Origin of the sequence: Viridibacillus sp. FSL H8-0110 (assembly GCF_038003565.1) — a bacterium.
Taxonomy (GTDB): Bacteria; Bacillota; Bacilli; order Bacillales_A; family Planococcaceae; genus Viridibacillus; species Viridibacillus arenosi.
This window is the reverse complement of record NZ_JBBOPJ010000001.1, coordinates 2,331,850-2,350,723: the sequence shown is the minus strand read 5'-3', so window position 1 is coordinate 2,350,723 and position 18,874 is coordinate 2,331,850. Positions and strand designations below refer to the sequence as shown.

The window sequence follows — 18,874 nt, the reverse complement described above, 5'->3', positions numbered from 1 at the left end:
GGGGGATAAGTGATGAGTTCAAGAAGACTAGTAATTGCAGGAACAGGAAGTGGCGTTGGAAAAACGACTTTTACAATTGGGATAATGGCTGCTTTGCAAAAGAAAGGTTATCAAGTGCAAGGATTCAAATGTGGTCCAGATTATATAGATCCCTCATATCACACAGCGGTAACCGGCCGTACTTCTCGTAATCTAGATAGCTGGATGTTTGATCATGAAACTGTTAAGGAAATGCTAGTCCGTGCGAGTTCAGGAGCAGATATTTCCATTATTGAAGGCGTAATGGGGTTTTATGATGGTAAAAGCCCATTAAATGATGCCGGTTCCACAGCTGAAATAAGTGTCATAACGGATAGTCCCGTATTACTCATCGTTAATTGTGCCAGTATGGCCCGTAGTGTAGCAGCCATCGTTAAAGGATTCCAAATACTTTCGGATACGCCAAATATTATAGGGGTCATTGCCAATCAAGTTGGTAGTGTAAATCACTATAAAATAGTTAAGGCCGCCATTGAACAAGAGTGTGGTATTCCTGTACTAGGATATTTAAAACGTGAAAATGGTATTGATATTCCAAGTCGACAATTAGGTTTGATACCTGCTATTGAACGTGGTGAATTGAATCCATTCTTTGACCAACTTGCATTCCTCATTTCAGAAACCGTCGATATAGATCGCATTTATGAATTGGCAAAAACCTCTGAAATTGCGCATTTCTCTAGTGGATTATTTGACCAACGACATGATAGAGGCGTAACAATTGCTGTGGCAAAGGATGCTGCTTTTAATTTTTATTATGAAGAAAATCTAGAGTTATTAAGAGCATACGGTGCATCACTTGTTTTCTTCTCACCACTAAATGGTGAAGTAGTACCAGAAAATGTGGATGGACTATACATAGGAGGGGGATTCCCAGAAGAATTTGCGGCTGAGCTTTCAAAACAAGAAGCTGTCAAACATTCAATACGACAGGCAGTGAAAAGTGGTATGCCTACCTTAGCAGAATGTGGTGGATTTATGTATTTAACAGATTCTATTACAGATACAAAAGGCAATACATATCCAATGACTGGTATCATTCCTGGCGCTGTACAAATGCAAGAAAAGCTTGCTGCACTAGGGTATCGTGATATTACCGGCACTCCAAGTAACTTCATAATTGGTGAAAATCAAATGGCTAAAGGGCATGAGTTCCATTACTCCACTTTTACAGCTTTAGAGGAAATTCAACCAGCTTATGAAACAACAGGGCGTTTTGGTAAAAAGGCAGAAGGTTATTTAAACGGGAATTTAGTTGCTGGATATACGCATTTCCATTTCGCATCAAACCCTGAATTAGTAGAGCAGTGGGTGAATGCATGTGTGAGACATCAACAACAATGACATATTATCCAATCATGCTTCAGTTGAAGGGTAAATATTGTGTCGTCATTGGTGGAGGCAAAGTGGCAAATCGGAAAGTAACATCACTATTAAATGCCGGAGCCATTGTTACTGTCATTAGCCCAGTTCTACATGAAAAACTGCAAGAAAAATGGCGAAATGATCTCATTACATGGTTTCAAAAGTCATTTGAAGCTTCTGATTTAGAAGATGCTTTTTGCATTATTGCTGCAACGAATCATCCAGCTGTTAATGCAAAAGTAAAAGAATGTACTATGTCACATCAACTTTTGAATATAGTCGATGACGCAGTTAGTAGTAATTTTATTGTACCTGCTACATTGAGACGAGGGGATTTAACAATTGCAGTTTCAACGGCTGGTGCCAATCCTGGCTTAGCAAAGAAAGTAAAAGATGATTTAACTCTTCAATTTGATGACTACTACGAAGAGTATGTCGCATTTTTGCAAAGTGCACGTACGGAAGTATTAACGAATGTGATAGATGAAATAAGAAAGAAGCAAATATTAGAAGCTCTTTTACTGCCGGAATTTTTAACCTTAACGAAAGAAGGTAAAATAGCCGAACGTGATAAGCTATTTCAACATTATTTACAAAGGGGGATTGCGCCATGGCAGTAGGAAAAGTGTATTTAGTAGGTGCAGGTCCAGGTGATCCAAGACTAATAACAGTCTATGGATTGGAATGTATTCAAAAGGCTGATGTTATTGCATACGATAGACTAGTTAATCCGAAATTACTTGAACATGCTAAAAAGGATGCAGAACTGATTTTCTGTGGAAAGTCACCAGGGAAGCATCACCTAATTCAAGACCAAATTCATGATTTATTAGTTTCAAAAGCATTAGAGGGAAAAACGGTTACAAGATTAAAAGGCGGAGACCCTTGTGTTTTTGGTCGAGGAGCAGAAGAAGCGGAGGTACTAGCCGAACAAGGTATTGAATACGAGATTATACCTGGTATTACTGCAGGAATAGCTGCACCTGCTTATGCAGGAATTCCGGTTACTCATCGTGAATATGCTTCTAGCTTTGCAATTGTCACTGGACATGGTAGAGAAGATAAAGGACAAGACCATTTGAACTGGGATGCTTTGGCAAAAGGAATCGATACGATTGCCTTTTATATGAGCGTCGGTAATTTAGCTTATATAAGCTCTCAATTGATTGCCCATGGAAAAGATGTAAAAACACCTGTGGCAGTTATAGAATGGGGAACAACAGATCAACAAAGAACATTAACTGGGACATTAGAAAATATTCATGATTTAGTCGTAAGCGAAGGATACCATAACCCATCGATGGTATTAGTTGGTGAGGTTGTGCAAATGCGAGATAAAATTAAATGGTATGAAAAACAACTTTCTGCTGTCGTGCTATAAGATATAGTGAACTGTTATAGAGAGTAATGAAAAGGAGATAAATAAATGTCTATTTTAGAAATTTTAAAAGAGCGACGTGCTATCCGTAACTATGAGGACAAGCCTGTTGAAAAAGAGAAAATTGAACAATTACTAGAGGCTGCAACTTTCGCCCCAAATGATCGCTTACGCGAACCTTGGAATTTTTATGTAATCCAAGGTGAAGCAATGACTCGTTATGAGGAAATGGCGGAAGCTTATTTACAAGAACGTTTCCCTACAAAACCTCATTTAGTTGAGAGCTCTTTAAAAGTCGTTACAACAACACCTGTTGCCATTGTTGTAACAGCGGATCAAATACCAGATAAACCTGATGATTCAGAGGATAATATATTTGCCGTGTGCTGTGCTATTCATTCGATGTGGTTAGCTGCCAAAGAATTAGGGTTAGGATTTGTATGGCGTACACGAGGTGTGGGTTTAGTACATGATGATCGTATGATAAATTTTATCGGTTCTCCTGAAAATGAAAAAGTGATTGGTACAGTTTTTATTGGTTATCCAGAAGAAGGTCGTGAAGTCTCACCTACAAAACGTACTTCTTACGAAGAAAAAACTAAGTGGTTATAAAGAAAATTAGGGGGTATTTAAATGGCACGTCAAGGACTATTTTTGATGTATACTGGGGATGGCAAAGGTAAAACAACTGCATCACTAGGAGTAACGCTACGAGCAGTAGGTCGTGGTCTAAATGTCAGGTATATGCAATTTATAAAATCTCCAGAACGTACTTACGGAGAGGCATTGGCCCTTCGAAAATTGGGTGTTGAAATGGAACAAATGGGTATTGGTTTTACTTGGACTAAAACACCAGAAGAACATAGACATGCATTACAATTAGCTTGGACAAAAGCAAAGGAAGCCCTTGAAGATCCAACTATTGATTTACTCGTATTAGATGAGCTTAATAATGCATTGTCAATTACGAAATTCCCTATTGATGATGTGTTACCACTTCAAGAAGTAATTGAAGCGATTCAAAATCGACCAAAAACAATGCACCTGGTTGTTACTGGACGAAGTGCAAAACAGGAACTAGTCCAATTTGCAGATTTAGTTTCTACAATTGATGCGACTAAACATTATTACGATGAAGGTATTCCAGCAGTTAAAGGATTAGAATTCTAAGGAAAGAGGGAATGAATTTGACCACAAAGGCGTTAATGATACAAGGAACAGCATCTGACGTTGGAAAGAGTATGATTTGTACTGCTTTTTGTCGTATTTTTTCAGATGAAGGATTCAAAGTTGTTCCGTTTAAATCACAGAATATGGCGCTGAATTCTTTCGTTACAATTGATGGAGGAGAAATTGGTCGAGCACAAGGCGTGCAGGCTGAGGCAGCAAGAGTTATTGCAACGACAGATATGAATCCAATCTTATTAAAACCAAAGCAAGATATGGTATCTGAAGTTATTGTGCATGGTAAGCACTTCCTAGATATGACAGCTACTTCATATCGCAACGACTTTGTTCAAGAAGCAATGCCAATAGTTGAAAAGTCAGTACGCAAGCTTCAAGACGAATATGAAATAATCGTTTTAGAGGGAGCGGGTAGCCCAGCTGAGATTAATCTAAAAGATCGAGATATTGCTAATATGCGGATGGCACATCTAGCAGACGCAGCTGTTATTCTTGTTGCTGATATTGATCGTGGTGGTGTATTTGCATCTATAATTGGCACACTCACATTATTAGATGAAGCTGAGCGCAAACGTGTAAAAGGTATTATTATTAATAAATTTAGAGGTATGCGTGAGTTATTAGATGATGGTATTGAGTGGTTAGAAAAAGCAACTGGTATTCCAGTGTTAGCAGTGGTACCTTACATAGAAATTAATATTGAAGCAGAGGATTCATTGGCTTTATCATCACTTCGATTTAAAAAACCAAAACAACAAGAGTTTGCTATCGATGTAGCGATGATTCGTTTACCAAGAATTTCGAATTTCACTGATGTAGACCCATTTTTTGATGAACCAGAAGTAGGCGTTCGATTAGTACGGTCATTAAGTGAACTTGGTACACCGGATTTACTGATATTACCGGGCACGAAAAACACTGTAGATGATTTACAATGGCTTCGAGATGAAGGTTTTGTGGAAGCGATTCAAAAGCTTCGTGCAAAAGGGACACGTATTTTCGGTATTTGTGGAGGATTCCAAATGCTAGGGGATCAATTGTTAGATCCTGAAGCAGTAGAAGGTGATGGACGTAATTCTGAAGGATTAGGGTTATTACCAGTCACCACGGTTTTCAATACTTCAAAGAAAACGAAACAAATGACTGGAAATTTATTGTCTAATGGACAAGAGCTAACTGGCTTTGAAATACATCTAGGTCAAACTGAAATACACGATTCCAATACAATGGCCTTTTTAAAACTACATGATAGCCGTTTAGATGGGGCAGTATCATCGGATGGGCGTGTTATCGGCACATATTTCCATGGAATTTTTAATAACCGAGAATATACTCGTGAAATAGTAAATGCCTTAAGAATTGAAAAGGGTTTACCTGCTATTTCAGAAGAGGTTAAAACCGATGCACAACGCCGTGAAGATGCTTATCAGTTACTTGCGGAGCATGTAAAAAAGCATACCGATATGGAAAAAGTATATGAAATCATGAAACTTACATCACCCTCAACTATATAAATAATAAATTCCGAGCAGTCTCAAATAGGTAATAGGAGACTGCTCGGAATTTTTTTGACTTTATAAAAAAACTGATGATATGTAGGGAATCAAAGGAGTTTTGGAGTCATTGTCGAATCAATTACTATAAAGGAAACTATGAAATCACAATACAATTAGCAACTGGTTACGGTAGTTTTGTAAAGAAATTTCAAATGAATCCATTAGGGGGTTGATCAAATGCGTTTAAAAGGAGAAGTAGCCATTATAACAGGTGGTGCGAATGGAATTGGTTATGCAACAGTAACACGATTTCTTGATGAAGGTGCATCGGTGGTGATAGCGGACTATGCTAAATGGGCTGGTGAAGAAGCTGTAAAAACACTTAATGCAGAACGAGTACTATTTATAGAAGTGGATGTGGGAAAGTGTTAAGGCAATGGTTCAAAAAACGATAGATCGATTTGGGCGTATAGATATCTTAATAAATAATGCAGGTATTACGAGAGATGCGATGCTGACAAAAATGACTGAAACAGATTTCCAAGAAGTATTAAATGTAAATTTAAATGGTGTCTTTCATTGTACGCAGGAAGTAGCATTGCATATGGTAGCGAATCAGTATGGAAAAATTATTAATACGACTTCCGTTAGCGGTGTGTATGGCAATGTTGGACAAACAAATTATGCAGCTGCTAAAGCAGGTATTATTGGCATGACTAAATCTTGGGCAAAGGAACTTGGTCGCAAAGGCATAAACGTCAATGCTGTCGCTCCTGGTTTTACATTAACGGAAATGGTGAAACTTTATACAAGCTTTAATAATAGATACCAAGTTTCAAAGGATTTGTACCTTAAAATCAGTGAATATACGGCTTAAAATACAAAATAGATATTTAATAATGACCAAGGGCATAAAATCGCTCTTGGTCTTATTTTTGTCTATATAAATACTTATAACATTTTTCTTTTATTATATTCAGACATTTTCGGAAATAAATACACACCTTGCTAGTCTAATAAGAAAAAACAAGAGAAAGTCACTAAGGAATATTGACTAATGACAAACGATATACTATTATGTTTGTTATTAGATAAACGTAATTGTATATCGTTTGTTTATTTGTAAATAGAGTTAACTATTGTTTGGATAAGTAGATTGATTGACGAAACATAATAAAGAGGGGGTCTTGAATATAGAATGACTAAACAAGAACAAGCAATATTAATAATTGGTTGGAATTTAAGTAAATGAATCTTAGTTATGAGGATTTTGAGTTACAGTACTTTAAGATTTTTAAAAAACGAAGAAGAGTATTTTGATGGAACAAATAAGTACTTTAAAAGTGAGTTTTATCATTATTGTTCTTTTTAATAAAGGAGTTAGTATTATATGAATGAACTTTTTGAAAATAAAACAATATCAATATCTAAGCCTATGATAGCTTTTCTTACTCCTGTGATTTTGGCTAGTATTATTCAATCATTAGGCCAAGTTTTCGGGATTATTATCGTTGGGCAAACACTAGGAGTGGATTCTTTAGCAGCACTTTCTGCATTCTTTCCACTCTTCTTTTTCCTTATCACCTTTGCGGTTGGGATAGGCTCAGGAAGTTCGATTTTAATTGGGCAATCTTATGGTGGGGGAAATATGACGAAATTGAAGGAAATCGTTGGAGTCACATTAGCTTTTACGATTGTGATTTCAGTTGTTGGTGCTATTTTTGGAAGTGTCTTTACGGGTGAAATTCTTAAATGGATGGGAACACCCAAGAATATTATTGGTGAAAGTGTAGAATATGCTCAAATTCTATTTATTACATTACCTATTACTTTCATAAATATGGTGTATACAACATTTATGAGAGGTGTAGGTGATTCCAAAACACCATTTTATTTTTTAATCATAAGTGTAATTTTAAATCTTCTTTTACTACCTATACTTATTTTTGGCTGGTTTGGGTTACCTGAATACGGATTAAATGGTGCGGCTTATGCTGCTGTATTATCAAGTCTAATCTCATTAGTGCTTCTGATAGGCTACCTGCATAAGAGTAATCACATTCTTAAATTAGACCGAATGATTCTTCGTCATTTTCATTTGAAAGGCGCAGTTTTGAAAGCATTGTTAAAATTAGCGCTACCTTCAAGTATAAGTATGGTAGCGATGGCGATGTCAGAAATTGCAGTTATAACCTTTGTGAATAGTTATGGTTCAAATGCAACAGCAGCATATGGTGTTGCCAATCAAATTGCGAGCTATGTACAAATACCTGCAATTAGCATTTCAATTGCGATATCTGTATTTGTAGCACAGTCTGTTGGATCAGGGGATATTTCTAAAATAAAGAAAATAGAAAAAATAGGAATTAAACTGAATTATCTTCTTGGTGGATTGCTCATATTAATTGTCTATTTGCTATCAAATCCAATTTTAAAAATATTTTTAGATAATGGTGAAGCAATTGATATCGCACATAACCTAATTCTTATTTCATTTTGGAGCTATGTTATATTGGGGCATACACAGTCTATCTCAGCAACAATGAGAGCAACCGGTACTGTTTTATGGCCGACTATTTTTACAATCTCTAGTATTTGGATTATTGAAGTACCAGTAGCTTATTTCCTTTCACATAACACAACACTAGGGTTAAATGGTATATGGATAGGTTATCCTATGGCCTTTATCGTCAATTTCATAGTTCAATCTATGTATCAACAATTATTCTGGAAAAAGAAAACATTAAATACCATGTTTCAATAAATTGGGAAAATAACAAATTGACTAAAGGACCAGGAGCATAAAATCGCTCTTGGTCCTTTAAGTATCTATATAAATAATATAAGAATCTTTAACTTGATAATCATATACGACAATTAATTAATAAAATATAAACCTCGCTAGTCTATATAAAAAAACAAAAACAAGCCACTAAGATAAATAAAAAAAGTAAAGAATCTATATGAATTTTTGCTGATAAAAATGCATCCACATCGGTTCAATTTAGCATTAAAAATAACAAGTAAACACAACTTATATCAAAACATCACTTTCCATTTCGCTTATAATAAATGCAGAAGTGGAGGATGAACAATATGATTCAGGAGATGATTGACTGGATTGAGGAACATTTATTTGATGATTTTTCATTAAAGAACTTAGGTAATGATATGGGTTATTCACCCTATTACTGTTCTTTTTCATTTCATCGAATGGCAGGTATTAGTATTAAAAGATATAGGGCACTTAGAAAGATATACCTAGCTGCCATTGAACTTGAAAAAACAGAACAAAAAACAATTGATATTGCATTCAAATATGGTTTTTCATCTCAGGAGGCTTTTTCAAGAGCATTTAAAACTACTTTTGGTATCAGTCCAAATGCTTTTAGAAAAAATCCTTCACCACTACAGTCTTATGTGAAACTTAATATGAATGGCACAAAGGGAGGTTTAATGATGGATATTTCACAGAAGTTAAAGATTGAAAATTTACAAAATAAAATGAATGAGCAATTCGACAAAGATATTTTGAATATCTTAAATGGGCAGGTGATGTATGAGGAATTTTCTAAACATCAGTTAATGGGGAAAAGTGATTATGTTCCTTTTAATGAAGCTATGTGTTCAAATGATACATGTTATACAATATTCAGTGATGAATTTAAAAAGTTAAGAGCTTTAGGACATGAAGTGTCTTTACAAGATTATGAGAATATTACCACTAACTCTTTAAAACCTCTTTTTGTAAATCAATACAAATGCATCGTTTTATGGTTTGGTGAGGACATGTTCTGTCAGATGAACTTACTAACAATACTGGCATATTTAGACCAGGTGAACTATAGAGGAAAGGTATTCTTCCATATGGTTAATGAATTGACCTATGATGTAGAAGAGATTGAAGTAATGCCAGAAGGTTACAAAGAAATATATCAACAAGTATTGATCCAACATCAACTACCAAAAGTTCAAGTATTGCCTGTCACTTATCAAGGTATTAAACTTTATTTGGATTATTTAAAAGAAGATAATGAAATCACAGCTTACATAAAAAAACACCTAGAAATATCTCAGGGTGAATTACTGAAAAACTTGTTCCATCTGTTTCCTAATTATGGTTTAGGGGATGTGCAATATTTAAAAATAATAAAAAGAATAAAAGAAGAATAAAGTTGATATAATCCTTAAATAGGCTTGGTATGTAATGAAATAGAGCCAAGCCTATAATAACTTAGCTGTTTGATACTATTTTCAATAACAAACTTGTAATTTGTTATTATCTAAATCTTAAAAACTCAAAAAAGTTCTTTACTCCTTCAGTTTTGAGCTCCCTACATCTACACCATATTCCATTAACTTCTTATGCGTTGCTTTAATATCTTTTGTGAAAAATATTGGATAAGTTTGATTTTTAAGAGAAGTATTTCCTGCCTCAATCGTTAATGGTACGCCACTATTTCCAACACTTAATACTCGAGCATTCAGCTTAATAAACTTCTTTAAACCCTAATAATTTTTGATACCAAGTGCTAGATTTTTCAATATCACTTATTGGAAAACTTATAGTGCCAATTCTTTCAAACATATAACTTATCACTCCTTTTTTAACGCTATAAAATCTATTCTACATTTTATTTGTTAATCCTTTTTTTTATAATGGAAGTGAAATAATTTACGTTGATATTTTAATAAAAGTAAAAAATGAAAATCACAATTATTTCAGTGGATGCATTCTTTTAAATTTCATTTGACATTTCAGATTTCAAAGCTTAATATAAAGCTTAACAATTTTGTTCGGGATAGGTAGCAGGTTTCGGGAGCGAGACCACCTTTAGAACAGTTGAGATTAGCATAGCAGAGAAATTGAAGAGTAAGAGTAGTAGTATAGGTGTGGTAGTGTAGAGAGTCAGTGGCAGGTGAAAACTGATCTATCTCCTATATGAATGGACTTATGAGAGCTATTAAGAACCGAAGTGATCCTACTTCTAATTACTAATAGACGCCTAACCTACGTTATGGGTAGTATCTTTTTGATACGCTAAGTGGGAGCATATTAAATGCTTCAACTTGAGGTGGCAACGCGGTGAATATCGTCCTCTTGAAAGGAATTTTCCTTTCGAGAGGACTTTTTTTATGCATTTTTCATAAAGAGTTGAGAAGAGGAGAGGTTAAGTTATGAGCAGAGAGAAATTAAGTTATAGAACGACAGTGAAGAAATTAGCAGGCGATACATTAACACCAATATTAATATTTAATAGGTTAAAAGGACAACGGAAATTTTTGTTGGAAAGCTCAGCAAAATCCGAAGAATCAGGACGATATTCGTTTATTGGGGAGAACCCTTTAAAATCTTATAGTGGTAGTGGGCAAAAGTTAATTGAACAACAATTCACAACAAGTAAAAGCTACGAGTATACGGGTGATTTATTGACTCAATTAAAACGATTAATGCCTAGAATTACAGAAAAATCTGCCTTTCCTTTTACTGGTGGGGCTGTTGGTTATATTGGGTACGGTGCAGCAAAGATGGATTCTATATTAGATGACAAGTTGGATCTACCAGATGTGAATTTTCAAATCTATGAAACAATTATCATTTTTGATCATTTTGAAGATATCGTTACCATTCTGCATACTGCTGTGAATCCAGAACAAGAGATACCAGATTTAGAAGTTATTGCACAGGAAATTTCGACCGGCAATGAAATAATCGATGAAGACTACCATTTAAGTAAATTTAAAAGCAATGTGACTAGAGAAAAATTTGAAAAGCAAGTTAATCAAGCGTTACAACATATAGAAAACGGTGAGGTCGAGCAAGTGGTACTTTCACGTCAGCTAGCTGCCGATTTGACTGGAAATCCATTTTCAATTTACCGAAAATTGCGTAAACAAAACCCCTCACCTTATATGTACTATGTGGAATTTGATCAACATATTTTAATCGGTGCCTCACCGGAATGTGTAGTCAGTGTTACCAATCACATAGTGAAGGTAAATCCAATTGCGGGAACTGTTAGTCGCGGTCAAACAATAGATGAAGATGAACATCAAGCAAGAAAGTTATTAAATGATCCGAAAGAAATTGCAGAGCATAATGTTTTGCTTGACGAGGCTAGACAGGAATTAACCCATATATGTGCACCTGCTACAGTACGCGTGAAAAACTACATGGAGGTTATTCGATTTGAACACGTCATGCACCTCATGTCAAATGTCGAAGGCAAATTATCACCAGTACTTCATGCTCTAGATGCCCTTTCAGCAACATTCCCAACAGGAACGGTGACGGGAAAACCAAAGCACTTGGCAATGGCTATTATTGATGAAATTGAAACAACTCATAGAAGCACATATGGTGGAGCCATTGGTTATATCGGTTTTAACGGAAATATAGATTTTGCTATTACGATTCGATCTATGCTTGTGAAAAACAATAAAGCGTATATTCAAGCAGGAGCAGGAATTGTTAAAGATTCAATTCCTTCTAATGAGTTTGACGAGACGGAAGCAAAGGCAAAGTCATTAATCTCTTTCAAAGGTGAATGAACTTACATGAGGAGTGTGCATGATGAAACAATTTATAAAAGTGGTAGAGAACAATCAACATTTATTATTTGATGAAATGCTTCAAGCATCAAAACTGATGTTTCAAGATGAGACAGCTTTGCATGATATTAAGACATTTTTAATCGCTTTAGCGAAAAAAGGGGAGACTGCTCATGAGGTTGCAGCACTTGCGACCGTTATGAAATCTTTTGCGTTAGAGGTACCTGCTCCGACTGCAAGATATATGGATAATTGTGGTACGGGTGGAGATGGTGTGAATAGTTTCAATATAAGCACAACTGCAGTATTTGTGATGGCTGGTGCAGGAGCGATAATTGCAAAACATGGTAATCGAAAAATCTCCAGTGCTGCAGGAAGCTCTGACGTACTTGAAGCACTAGGTATTCATACTGATCTAACGATTGATGAAACAGTTGAACTTTTAAATACACATGGAATAGCCTTTCTATATGCACCAAATGTCCATCCGAAACTAAAAAGAATTGGTCAAGTGAGACGCCAAATCGGTAAACCAACGATTTTCAACTTAGTAGGGCCATTAACAAATCCAGTCACTTTAGATACGCAGTTTACAGGAATTAATAGACCTGAATTCACAATGGAATATGCTGCTGTTATGAAGATGCTCGGTCGAGATCGCGGAATTGTCGTATGTGGAGCTGGAGGTATGGATGAAGCATCGCTCGCTGGTCAAAATGATTTTGTTTTAGTAGATCATGAAGATTTAATACCATTTTCATTAACACCTGAAGATGTTGGTTTAAAATCTGCACCCTTTGAAGCAATTCGTGGAGGAAATGCAACTGAAAATGCCATCATTATGCGCAAATTACTAGGTGGTAAAAGAGATGCATATTTTGATACGGTTGTTTTCAATGCAGCTATTGGTTTATTTGCATACGGAATAGTAGATCACATTAAGGTCGGAGTCGATCTAGCAATTGATACTATTTTATCAGGTAAAGCTTTAGAAAAGTTAGATGCTGTAGTGGCATATAGTGAAGCTCGTAAAAAACAGGAGGCTATAAAATGACGATTTTGGATCGGATTTTAAAAGAAAAAGAAAATGAAGTCCTAAAATTACTACAAAACCCTCCAGAAAAAATTAAAGGGTCAACTAAAAGACCATCTCTATTCGACGCACTTTATCAAAAAAAACGACTACAAATCATTGCTGAGATGAAACGTGCCTCTCCTTCTAAAGGGTTAATAAATGAAGGTGCCAATCCAGTGGAGCAAGCTAGGATTTATGAGCAAGCTGGAGCAGCTTGTATATCAGTATTAACTGACACTCCTTTTTTCAAAGGCTCATTCGAAGATTTGAAAGAAGTATCTAACGCCGTTGGAATACCGCTTTTATGTAAAGATTTTATCATTCATGAAGTTCAAATTGATCAGGCAAAAGCTTCAGGTGCTTCTGTCATCTTATTAATCGTGGCGGCATTACAACTAGAGAGATTACAAACTCTCTATGAATATGCAATAAAATCTAAATTAGAAATTCTGGTTGAAGTACATAATACAGATGAACTTCAACAAGCTCTTAAGTTGGATGCTAGATTGATAGGTGTTAATAATCGTGATTTAAAAACATTTGATGTAGATTTAGCGCGTACTGCTGAGATTGCAGACATTTTCCCTTTCCATGAAAAACGAGTATTAATCAGTGAAAGTGGTATGCAATCATCACAGGATGCAGAAATTATAGCAAAACATGGTGCGAGTGCCATTTTAGTCGGAGAAACATTAATGCGAAGTGGCGAGGTTGCACAAACTATAGAAACTTTCAAAGTGGAGAAAGGTGTGGAAATACAGTGACAAAAGTAAAAATTTGTGGTTTACAAGAACCCGAGCATGTTAAAACGGCAGTTTCAGCAGGAGCCGATGCCATTGGCTTTGTATTTGCAGCGAGTAAACGCCAAATTTCAATTGACAAAGCTAAAGAGCTTGCCAAGTTCGTGCCTGAAGGTGTACTTAAAATAGGCGTTTTTGTTGATCCAACAATTGAAGAGTTAGAGCAAATTGTAGATACGGTACCACTTGACTATGTGCAGTTTCATGGACATGAAACACCTGAATATATTGAGACATGTCAGTTTCCTTCTATTAAAGCATTAGCAGTTAAAAAGGTTGAAGATATAGAGAATGGCTCAAAGTATAAGACCGATTATTTATTATTCGATGCCCCGGGAACTGATTTCCAAGGGGGAAGTGGTATATCATTCGATTGGCAACTACTACAAGGACATGGCATTTCAGAAAATCGACTCATATTAGCAGGTGGTCTAACGCCTACAAATGTAGGAGATGCAATTAATCGTGTTCAACCATATATGGTAGATGTCTCTAGCGGTGTAGAAGTAGATGGACGTAAAAGTAATGAGTTAATAAAAGCATTTATTCAAGCAGCAAAAGGTGAGGAGAGATCTTAATGGTAAAAACAATCGAGCAGAAGCAAGCAGGACGTTATGGTAAATTTGGTGGTCAATACGTACCCGAAACATTGATGACTGCATTAATAGAATTAGAAGATGCCTATAAGGAAGCTCAACAAGATCCAGCTTTTTATGAAGAATTAAATTACTATTTAAAAGATTATGTAGGGCGTGAAAATCCACTATATTACGCTGAGCGCTTAACTAAGAAACTTGGCGGTGCGAAAATCTATTTAAAACGTGAAGACCTTAACCATACAGGTGCTCATAAAATTAATAATGCATTAGGTCAAGCGCTACTTGCTATGCGTATGGGGAAAAAGAAAATTGTTGCTGAAACAGGTGCCGGTCAACACGGTGTAGCTACTGCCACTGTTTGTGCCCTGTTTGACTTAGAGTGTATTATTTTCATGGGAAAAGAAGATGTCAGACGACAAGCGTTAAACGTATTCCGTATGGAATTACTTGGTGCAAAAGTAGTTTCTGTCGACCAAGGAGCTGGTACGTTAAAAGATGCTGTGAATGAAGCTCTTCGTTACTGGGTCGCAAATGTAGAAGATACCCATTATATTTTAGGTTCGGCTCTCGGACCACATCCATTCCCGCAAATTGTACGTGATTTTCAACGTATTATTGGACTTGAAACACGAAAACAAATTGTTGAAAGAGAAGGTAGATTACCTGATGCTATCGTAGCATGTATTGGTGGAGGTAGTAATGCAATCGGTATGTTCCATCCATTTGTCAATGATGAAGACGTTAAACTTTATGGCGTAGAGGCTGCAGGAAGTGGACTCGAAACAGGTTTACATGCAGCGGCTATTGCAGATCAAAAAGAAGGCGTATTGCACGGAGCGTATATGTATGTTCTGCAAGATGATAATGGTTTTATTCAAGAAGCACATTCTATATCTGCAGGCTTAGACTATCCAGCTGTTGGACCGGAACATTGCCATTTACATGATATCGGCAGAGTGAAGTACGAGGCTGTAACAGATCAAGAAGCACTAGAAGGTTTGCAATTATTATCCCGAACTGAAGGAATAATACCAGCACTTGAAAGTTCACATGCTATTTTCTATGCAGCCAAACTAGCTAAAAAAATGAAAAAAGACGAGATTTTAGTAATCTGCTTATCAGGTCGTGGTGATAAAGACGTACAAACTGTTCGAGATGCATTAGGAGGAATTAATAATGGCAATTAAAACATTACAAAAAGTGATGGAAGCAAAAATAGCACAAGGTGAAAAAGCGTTTGTTGCTTACATTATGGCAGGGGACGGGGGACTAGATTCCCTTCGCGAACAGATATTGTTTTTACAAGATAGTGGTGTAACTGCAATAGAGCTGGGTATTCCATTTACAGATCCTGTTGCAGATGGACCAGTTATCCAAGAGGCAGGCCTTCGTGCATTAGAAGCCGGTGCTAATCTACGTAATATATTAAAAACTATTACAAAATTTAAAGATGAAATTCATACTCCACTCGTAGTAATGTCATATTTGAACCCAATCATTGCATATGGTATTCAAGATTTCACCAAAGCATGTGAACAAAGTGGAGTGAGTGGTCTAATCATTCCTGATTTACCGTTAGAAGAATCTACTATCATCACAAGTGAATTACAAGATACAGATATTGCACTTATTCAACTCGTATCATTAACAAGTCCGCAAAAACGTATTATAAAAATCGCTAAAGCTGCAGAAGGATTTATTTATGCTGTTACTGTTAATGGTACAACTGGTGTGAGACAAGAATTTACAGAGCAACTTGAACAGTATTTAGCTAATTTGAAAAAAGTAAGTCAAGTACCGGTACTTGCAGGGTTTGGTATTTCAAATTCACAGCAAGTGAAGGAAATCGGTGCTATGGCAGATGGTGTCATTGTAGGTAGTGCCATTGTTCAAGCTTTTCATGATGGTAATAATAAACAAATAACAGAGTTGTTAAATAAACAGTCTATGTAAAATGCAAAACCCCTTACATGTTAGAAATATGTAAGGGGTTTATTGTTGTAGAAGAATTATAAACTTATTACAGAACAATAGTAGATTAAAGAAGTCCATAAATTGAAATATAATACGTATGTTTATTCCGCCATTTTCAACACTTTTCTATTATTGAGAGGTTGAACAGGTCTGTTGTTATTTGAGATTATAGCTTTAAATGCATCAATTTGTTCTTTCGACATTTCAATGGGTTGCTGCATAATTGACCATTTAACACCTTCAGAACAGGGTGGCGTAGTTAAAGAACCACTGTATCGATATACTTTCTTGTCAGTAGGTAATAATTTAGCAAGGTTTATAGTATTGGTTAAAGGAATGTCTGTTTCTGTAATATTAGATGGTAGTTTTGACCAAATATCGGTTAGTAATTTATTTTCATCACCAGCATTGATGAGTATTCCTATAACCGCCTTTTCTCCTTTGCTATTTTCATGAACAAGATGTGCCTCCATAGCAAAATGTTGGCCATTAATTTGGTGCTCGCTCGGTGTATGGAAATGCATTCTTAAAAATGTGTATTTATCACCATCTATTTCTATTGAGTTTTTTCCGGAATCATCAGTAGCTTGTATAGTGTGTCCGTTATTCATCAGCTTAAAAAGTGTAGGCTGATAGTTTATTTTTATATCTCCTAAATTTTTGTCCAACATTACATCTTCAAGGTCAATGTTAATTGGAGATTGTGCTGTACCTTTACTGCACATTGAAAACGAAGGATCTAAACTTGCCCATTTATTTGGAGCGGTATCTCCTTCATAAGACCACTCTATTGGTGTAGCCGTTGTTGCAACTTTTTCTTCTTCTAGCTTTTTTTCTGGTGCATAGGTTAGAGAACCATAAACGGCTACCGAGATACAGGCAGATGCAACAAATATTCCGATAAATTTCTTGATTTCCATCAAACTTCACTCCTTTTTGCAGAAGCTAATGTCTATTACAAAGTTGCTTCTTACAAATAAGGTAACCATAAATTGCAGTTATTAATTGAATGATTGTTAAAAAAGTGAAAATAATTTTTAAACGTCATTCAAATAAGCCAAATATGTTATCGACTGTTCAGATTTTTATTTTGATATCGTCTTAGTACAAACGTCAAAAACGGTGGAATTAGTAAATAGATATAAAGCATTCGAAAAACTTGATATATAGTGATTGTAGAGACATCCGCGCCAACTTCGTGCGCGATTATACCCATTTGATCCATACCACCTGGTGCAAGACTTAAAAATCCAGTCATAATGGATGTATTCTCTATACTAACCATTACAAAAACGCTTAATAAAAAAGTAACAGCAATTAGTAATAAACTGCTTGTAAATGCTAATGTAAACATCCGCTTCTTATGCTGTAAATTTTCTAGCTTTAACAATAAACCAATATGTGTTCCTACAAGTAATTGACAAATACTAAGTACACCATTAGGCATAGGAGAAGCTTGTAAGAATGTAACATTGCAAAGAAGTGTAACTATAATTGGACCAAGTATATAAGGAGCAGGGATATGTAGCTTTTTCGATGCTAGCATTCCTAAAAAGCAAAGTATGGCAAATAGAGATAAATTACCGTAGTTAATATCACTAACTGTTTCTGCAATAAAATGATTAGAGGATTCGGATTGTATCCAGGGCAAATGAAGAACAATTGGCACTAAAAAAACAACCATAATTACACGGATGGTATGAAAGAAAGTAACGGTCGTCATATCTATACCATCCATCTCTTCTGCATAAATAAGAATTTGAGAAAGGCCACCTGGCACACTACTTGTTAAAGCAGTAGGATAATCCATATGACCAACTTTAGCGACGATAAATGCAAAAATTATACTTATAATAAAAGTAACAGTCGTAATTCCAAACATCACAGGTACATGTCGTGCCATATCAACTAAAATATCTGTTGTAAAAGTACTTCCAAGTGAATAACCAATTACTAGTAAACCAGAATTTCGAAAAGTCTTAGGCCATTTAAGTTGCAAGTGAAATACCTTAGTAGCAATTAATACTGAAGTCATTGGACCAAGTAAATAAGGAACTGGGGCATGAATAAGTTGAAAGAGTAGTACGCCAAAAATGGCGATAATTGCAGTCAGTATAACTTGTTTTGTTGTATTGTTCATGATCATAATCCTTTATCGATTAATATGTACTCTATTTATTATGACAGATACTACTGATAATAATAAATCTTTCTATTGTGAACTATGGTAGTAACTCAGTTTATACTATCAGTACCAGATGAAAAAGATAATAAAGGAGTGAAAGTGGCAATATCATATTATTCACAATAAAATATAATATCTTGAAGAGTCAATGATCTTAGTAGATAAATAAAATACGAAATAGTCGTCAATGATACATAAGATTGAAGATATATTAAGATTATGTATA

Annotated in this window: 17 protein-coding genes, 1 pseudogene and 1 other annotated feature; of the genes and pseudogenes, 15 read left to right on the top strand and 3 right to left on the bottom strand. The window is 35.5% G+C overall.

The annotated features are described in order from the left end of the window. Positions 1 to 12 precede the first annotated feature (12 nt). The 9 genes and pseudogenes from MHH98_RS11735 to MHH98_RS11695 all read left to right on the top strand — a co-directional run bounded on the left by MHH98_RS11735 (position 13) and on the right by MHH98_RS11695 (position 9,636). Positions 13 to 1,383, top strand: a complete 1,371-nt coding sequence (locus MHH98_RS11735; RefSeq protein ID WP_038181524.1) for a cobyrinate a,c-diamide synthase — start codon at positions 13 to 15, stop codon at positions 1,381 to 1,383. Further along, positions 1,359 to 2,024: a precorrin-2 dehydrogenase/sirohydrochlorin ferrochelatase family protein gene (locus MHH98_RS11730; protein WP_051448615.1), complete on the top strand. Its 666-nt coding sequence runs from the start codon at positions 1,359 to 1,361 to the stop codon at positions 2,022 to 2,024. The genes MHH98_RS11735 and MHH98_RS11730 overlap by 25 nt, the downstream gene beginning before the upstream one ends. Beyond that, positions 2,015 to 2,785, top strand: a complete 771-nt coding sequence (gene cobA / locus MHH98_RS11725) for a uroporphyrinogen-III C-methyltransferase (RefSeq protein WP_038181527.1) — start codon at positions 2,015 to 2,017, stop codon at positions 2,783 to 2,785. The genes MHH98_RS11730 and cobA overlap by 10 nt, the downstream gene beginning before the upstream one ends. A 45-nt stretch (positions 2,786 to 2,830) precedes the next feature. Beyond that, the gene (locus tag MHH98_RS11720; protein WP_038181530.1) at positions 2,831 to 3,394 is read left to right on the top strand and encodes a nitroreductase family protein; all 564 of its coding nucleotides are present in this window, start codon (positions 2,831 to 2,833) and stop codon (positions 3,392 to 3,394) included. A 21-nt stretch (positions 3,395 to 3,415) separates the two neighbouring features. Beyond that, complete coding sequence (locus MHH98_RS11715) at positions 3,416 to 3,952, top strand: cob(I)yrinic acid a,c-diamide adenosyltransferase (protein WP_038181532.1); 537 nt, start codon at positions 3,416 to 3,418, stop codon at positions 3,950 to 3,952. An 11-nt stretch (positions 3,953 to 3,963) separates the two neighbouring features. After that, complete coding sequence (locus MHH98_RS11710) at positions 3,964 to 5,481, top strand: cobyric acid synthase (protein WP_038181534.1); 1,518 nt, start codon at positions 3,964 to 3,966, stop codon at positions 5,479 to 5,481. 219 nt (positions 5,482 to 5,700) lie between these two features. Continuing rightward, positions 5,701 to 6,265, top strand: a pseudogene (locus MHH98_RS11705) (SDR family NAD(P)-dependent oxidoreductase); the annotation flags it as partial. A 588-nt stretch (positions 6,266 to 6,853) separates the two neighbouring features. Further along, positions 6,854 to 8,227 (top strand): MATE family efflux transporter, encoded by a 1,374-nt coding sequence (locus MHH98_RS11700; RefSeq protein ID WP_038181537.1) that lies wholly within the window; start codon positions 6,854 to 6,856, stop codon positions 8,225 to 8,227. A 323-nt stretch (positions 8,228 to 8,550) separates the two neighbouring features. Further along, a complete protein-coding gene (locus MHH98_RS11695) occupies positions 8,551 to 9,636 on the top strand; it encodes a helix-turn-helix transcriptional regulator (protein WP_038181539.1) in 1,086 nt (361 codons plus the stop codon). Between the two features lie 316 nt (positions 9,637 to 9,952). On the opposite strand, the gene MHH98_RS11690 is transcribed toward MHH98_RS11695, so the two are convergent. Continuing rightward, a complete protein-coding gene (locus MHH98_RS11690; RefSeq protein WP_327192116.1) occupies positions 9,953 to 10,051 on the bottom strand; it encodes a VOC family protein in 99 nt (32 codons plus the stop codon). Positions 10,052 to 10,323: 272 nt separating this feature from the next. Further along, positions 10,324 to 10,567: a binding site (T-box leader), on the top strand. Positions 10,568 to 10,641: 74 nt separating this feature from the next. Here MHH98_RS11690 and MHH98_RS11685 point away from each other — a divergent pair. Genes MHH98_RS11685 through trpA form a run of 6 tightly spaced genes read left to right on the top strand, consistent with a single transcriptional unit; the run spans position 10,642 to position 16,442 of the window. Next, positions 10,642 to 12,015, top strand: coding sequence for an anthranilate synthase component I family protein (locus tag MHH98_RS11685; protein ID WP_340712886.1), 1,374 nt, complete (start codon positions 10,642 to 10,644; stop codon positions 12,013 to 12,015). 22 nt (positions 12,016 to 12,037) lie between these two features. Further along, positions 12,038 to 13,069 (top strand): anthranilate phosphoribosyltransferase, encoded by a 1,032-nt coding sequence (gene trpD / locus MHH98_RS11680; protein ID WP_340712884.1) that lies wholly within the window; start codon positions 12,038 to 12,040, stop codon positions 13,067 to 13,069. Next, positions 13,066 to 13,854 carry an indole-3-glycerol phosphate synthase TrpC gene (trpC, locus tag MHH98_RS11675; RefSeq protein WP_038181545.1) on the top strand — a complete coding sequence of 263 codons (789 nt, stop codon included), beginning with the start codon at positions 13,066 to 13,068 and terminating at the stop codon, positions 13,852 to 13,854. Before trpD ends, trpC begins: the two co-directional genes overlap by 4 nt. Continuing rightward, a complete protein-coding gene (locus MHH98_RS11670; protein ID WP_038181548.1) occupies positions 13,851 to 14,468 on the top strand; it encodes a phosphoribosylanthranilate isomerase in 618 nt (205 codons plus the stop codon). The genes trpC and MHH98_RS11670 overlap by 4 nt, the downstream gene beginning before the upstream one ends. Beyond that, positions 14,468 to 15,676, top strand: coding sequence for a tryptophan synthase subunit beta (trpB, locus tag MHH98_RS11665; protein ID WP_038181551.1), 1,209 nt, complete (start codon positions 14,468 to 14,470; stop codon positions 15,674 to 15,676). Before MHH98_RS11670 ends, trpB begins: the two co-directional genes overlap by 1 nt. Continuing rightward, positions 15,672 to 16,442, top strand: a complete 771-nt coding sequence (trpA, locus tag MHH98_RS11660) for a tryptophan synthase subunit alpha (RefSeq protein WP_038182989.1) — start codon at positions 15,672 to 15,674, stop codon at positions 16,440 to 16,442. The genes trpB and trpA overlap by 5 nt, the downstream gene beginning before the upstream one ends. Before the next feature lie 122 nt (positions 16,443 to 16,564). On the opposite strand, the gene MHH98_RS11655 is transcribed toward trpA, so the two are convergent. Together MHH98_RS11655 and MHH98_RS11650 are read right to left on the bottom strand one after the other, a co-directional pair. After that, positions 16,565 to 17,383, bottom strand: coding sequence for a carbonic anhydrase (locus MHH98_RS11655; protein WP_038181556.1), 819 nt, complete (start codon positions 17,381 to 17,383; stop codon positions 16,565 to 16,567). A 146-nt stretch (positions 17,384 to 17,529) separates the two neighbouring features. Continuing rightward, positions 17,530 to 18,603 (bottom strand): AbrB family transcriptional regulator, encoded by a 1,074-nt coding sequence (locus MHH98_RS11650; protein WP_038181559.1) that lies wholly within the window; start codon positions 18,601 to 18,603, stop codon positions 17,530 to 17,532. Positions 18,604 to 18,874: the final 271 nt, after the last annotated feature.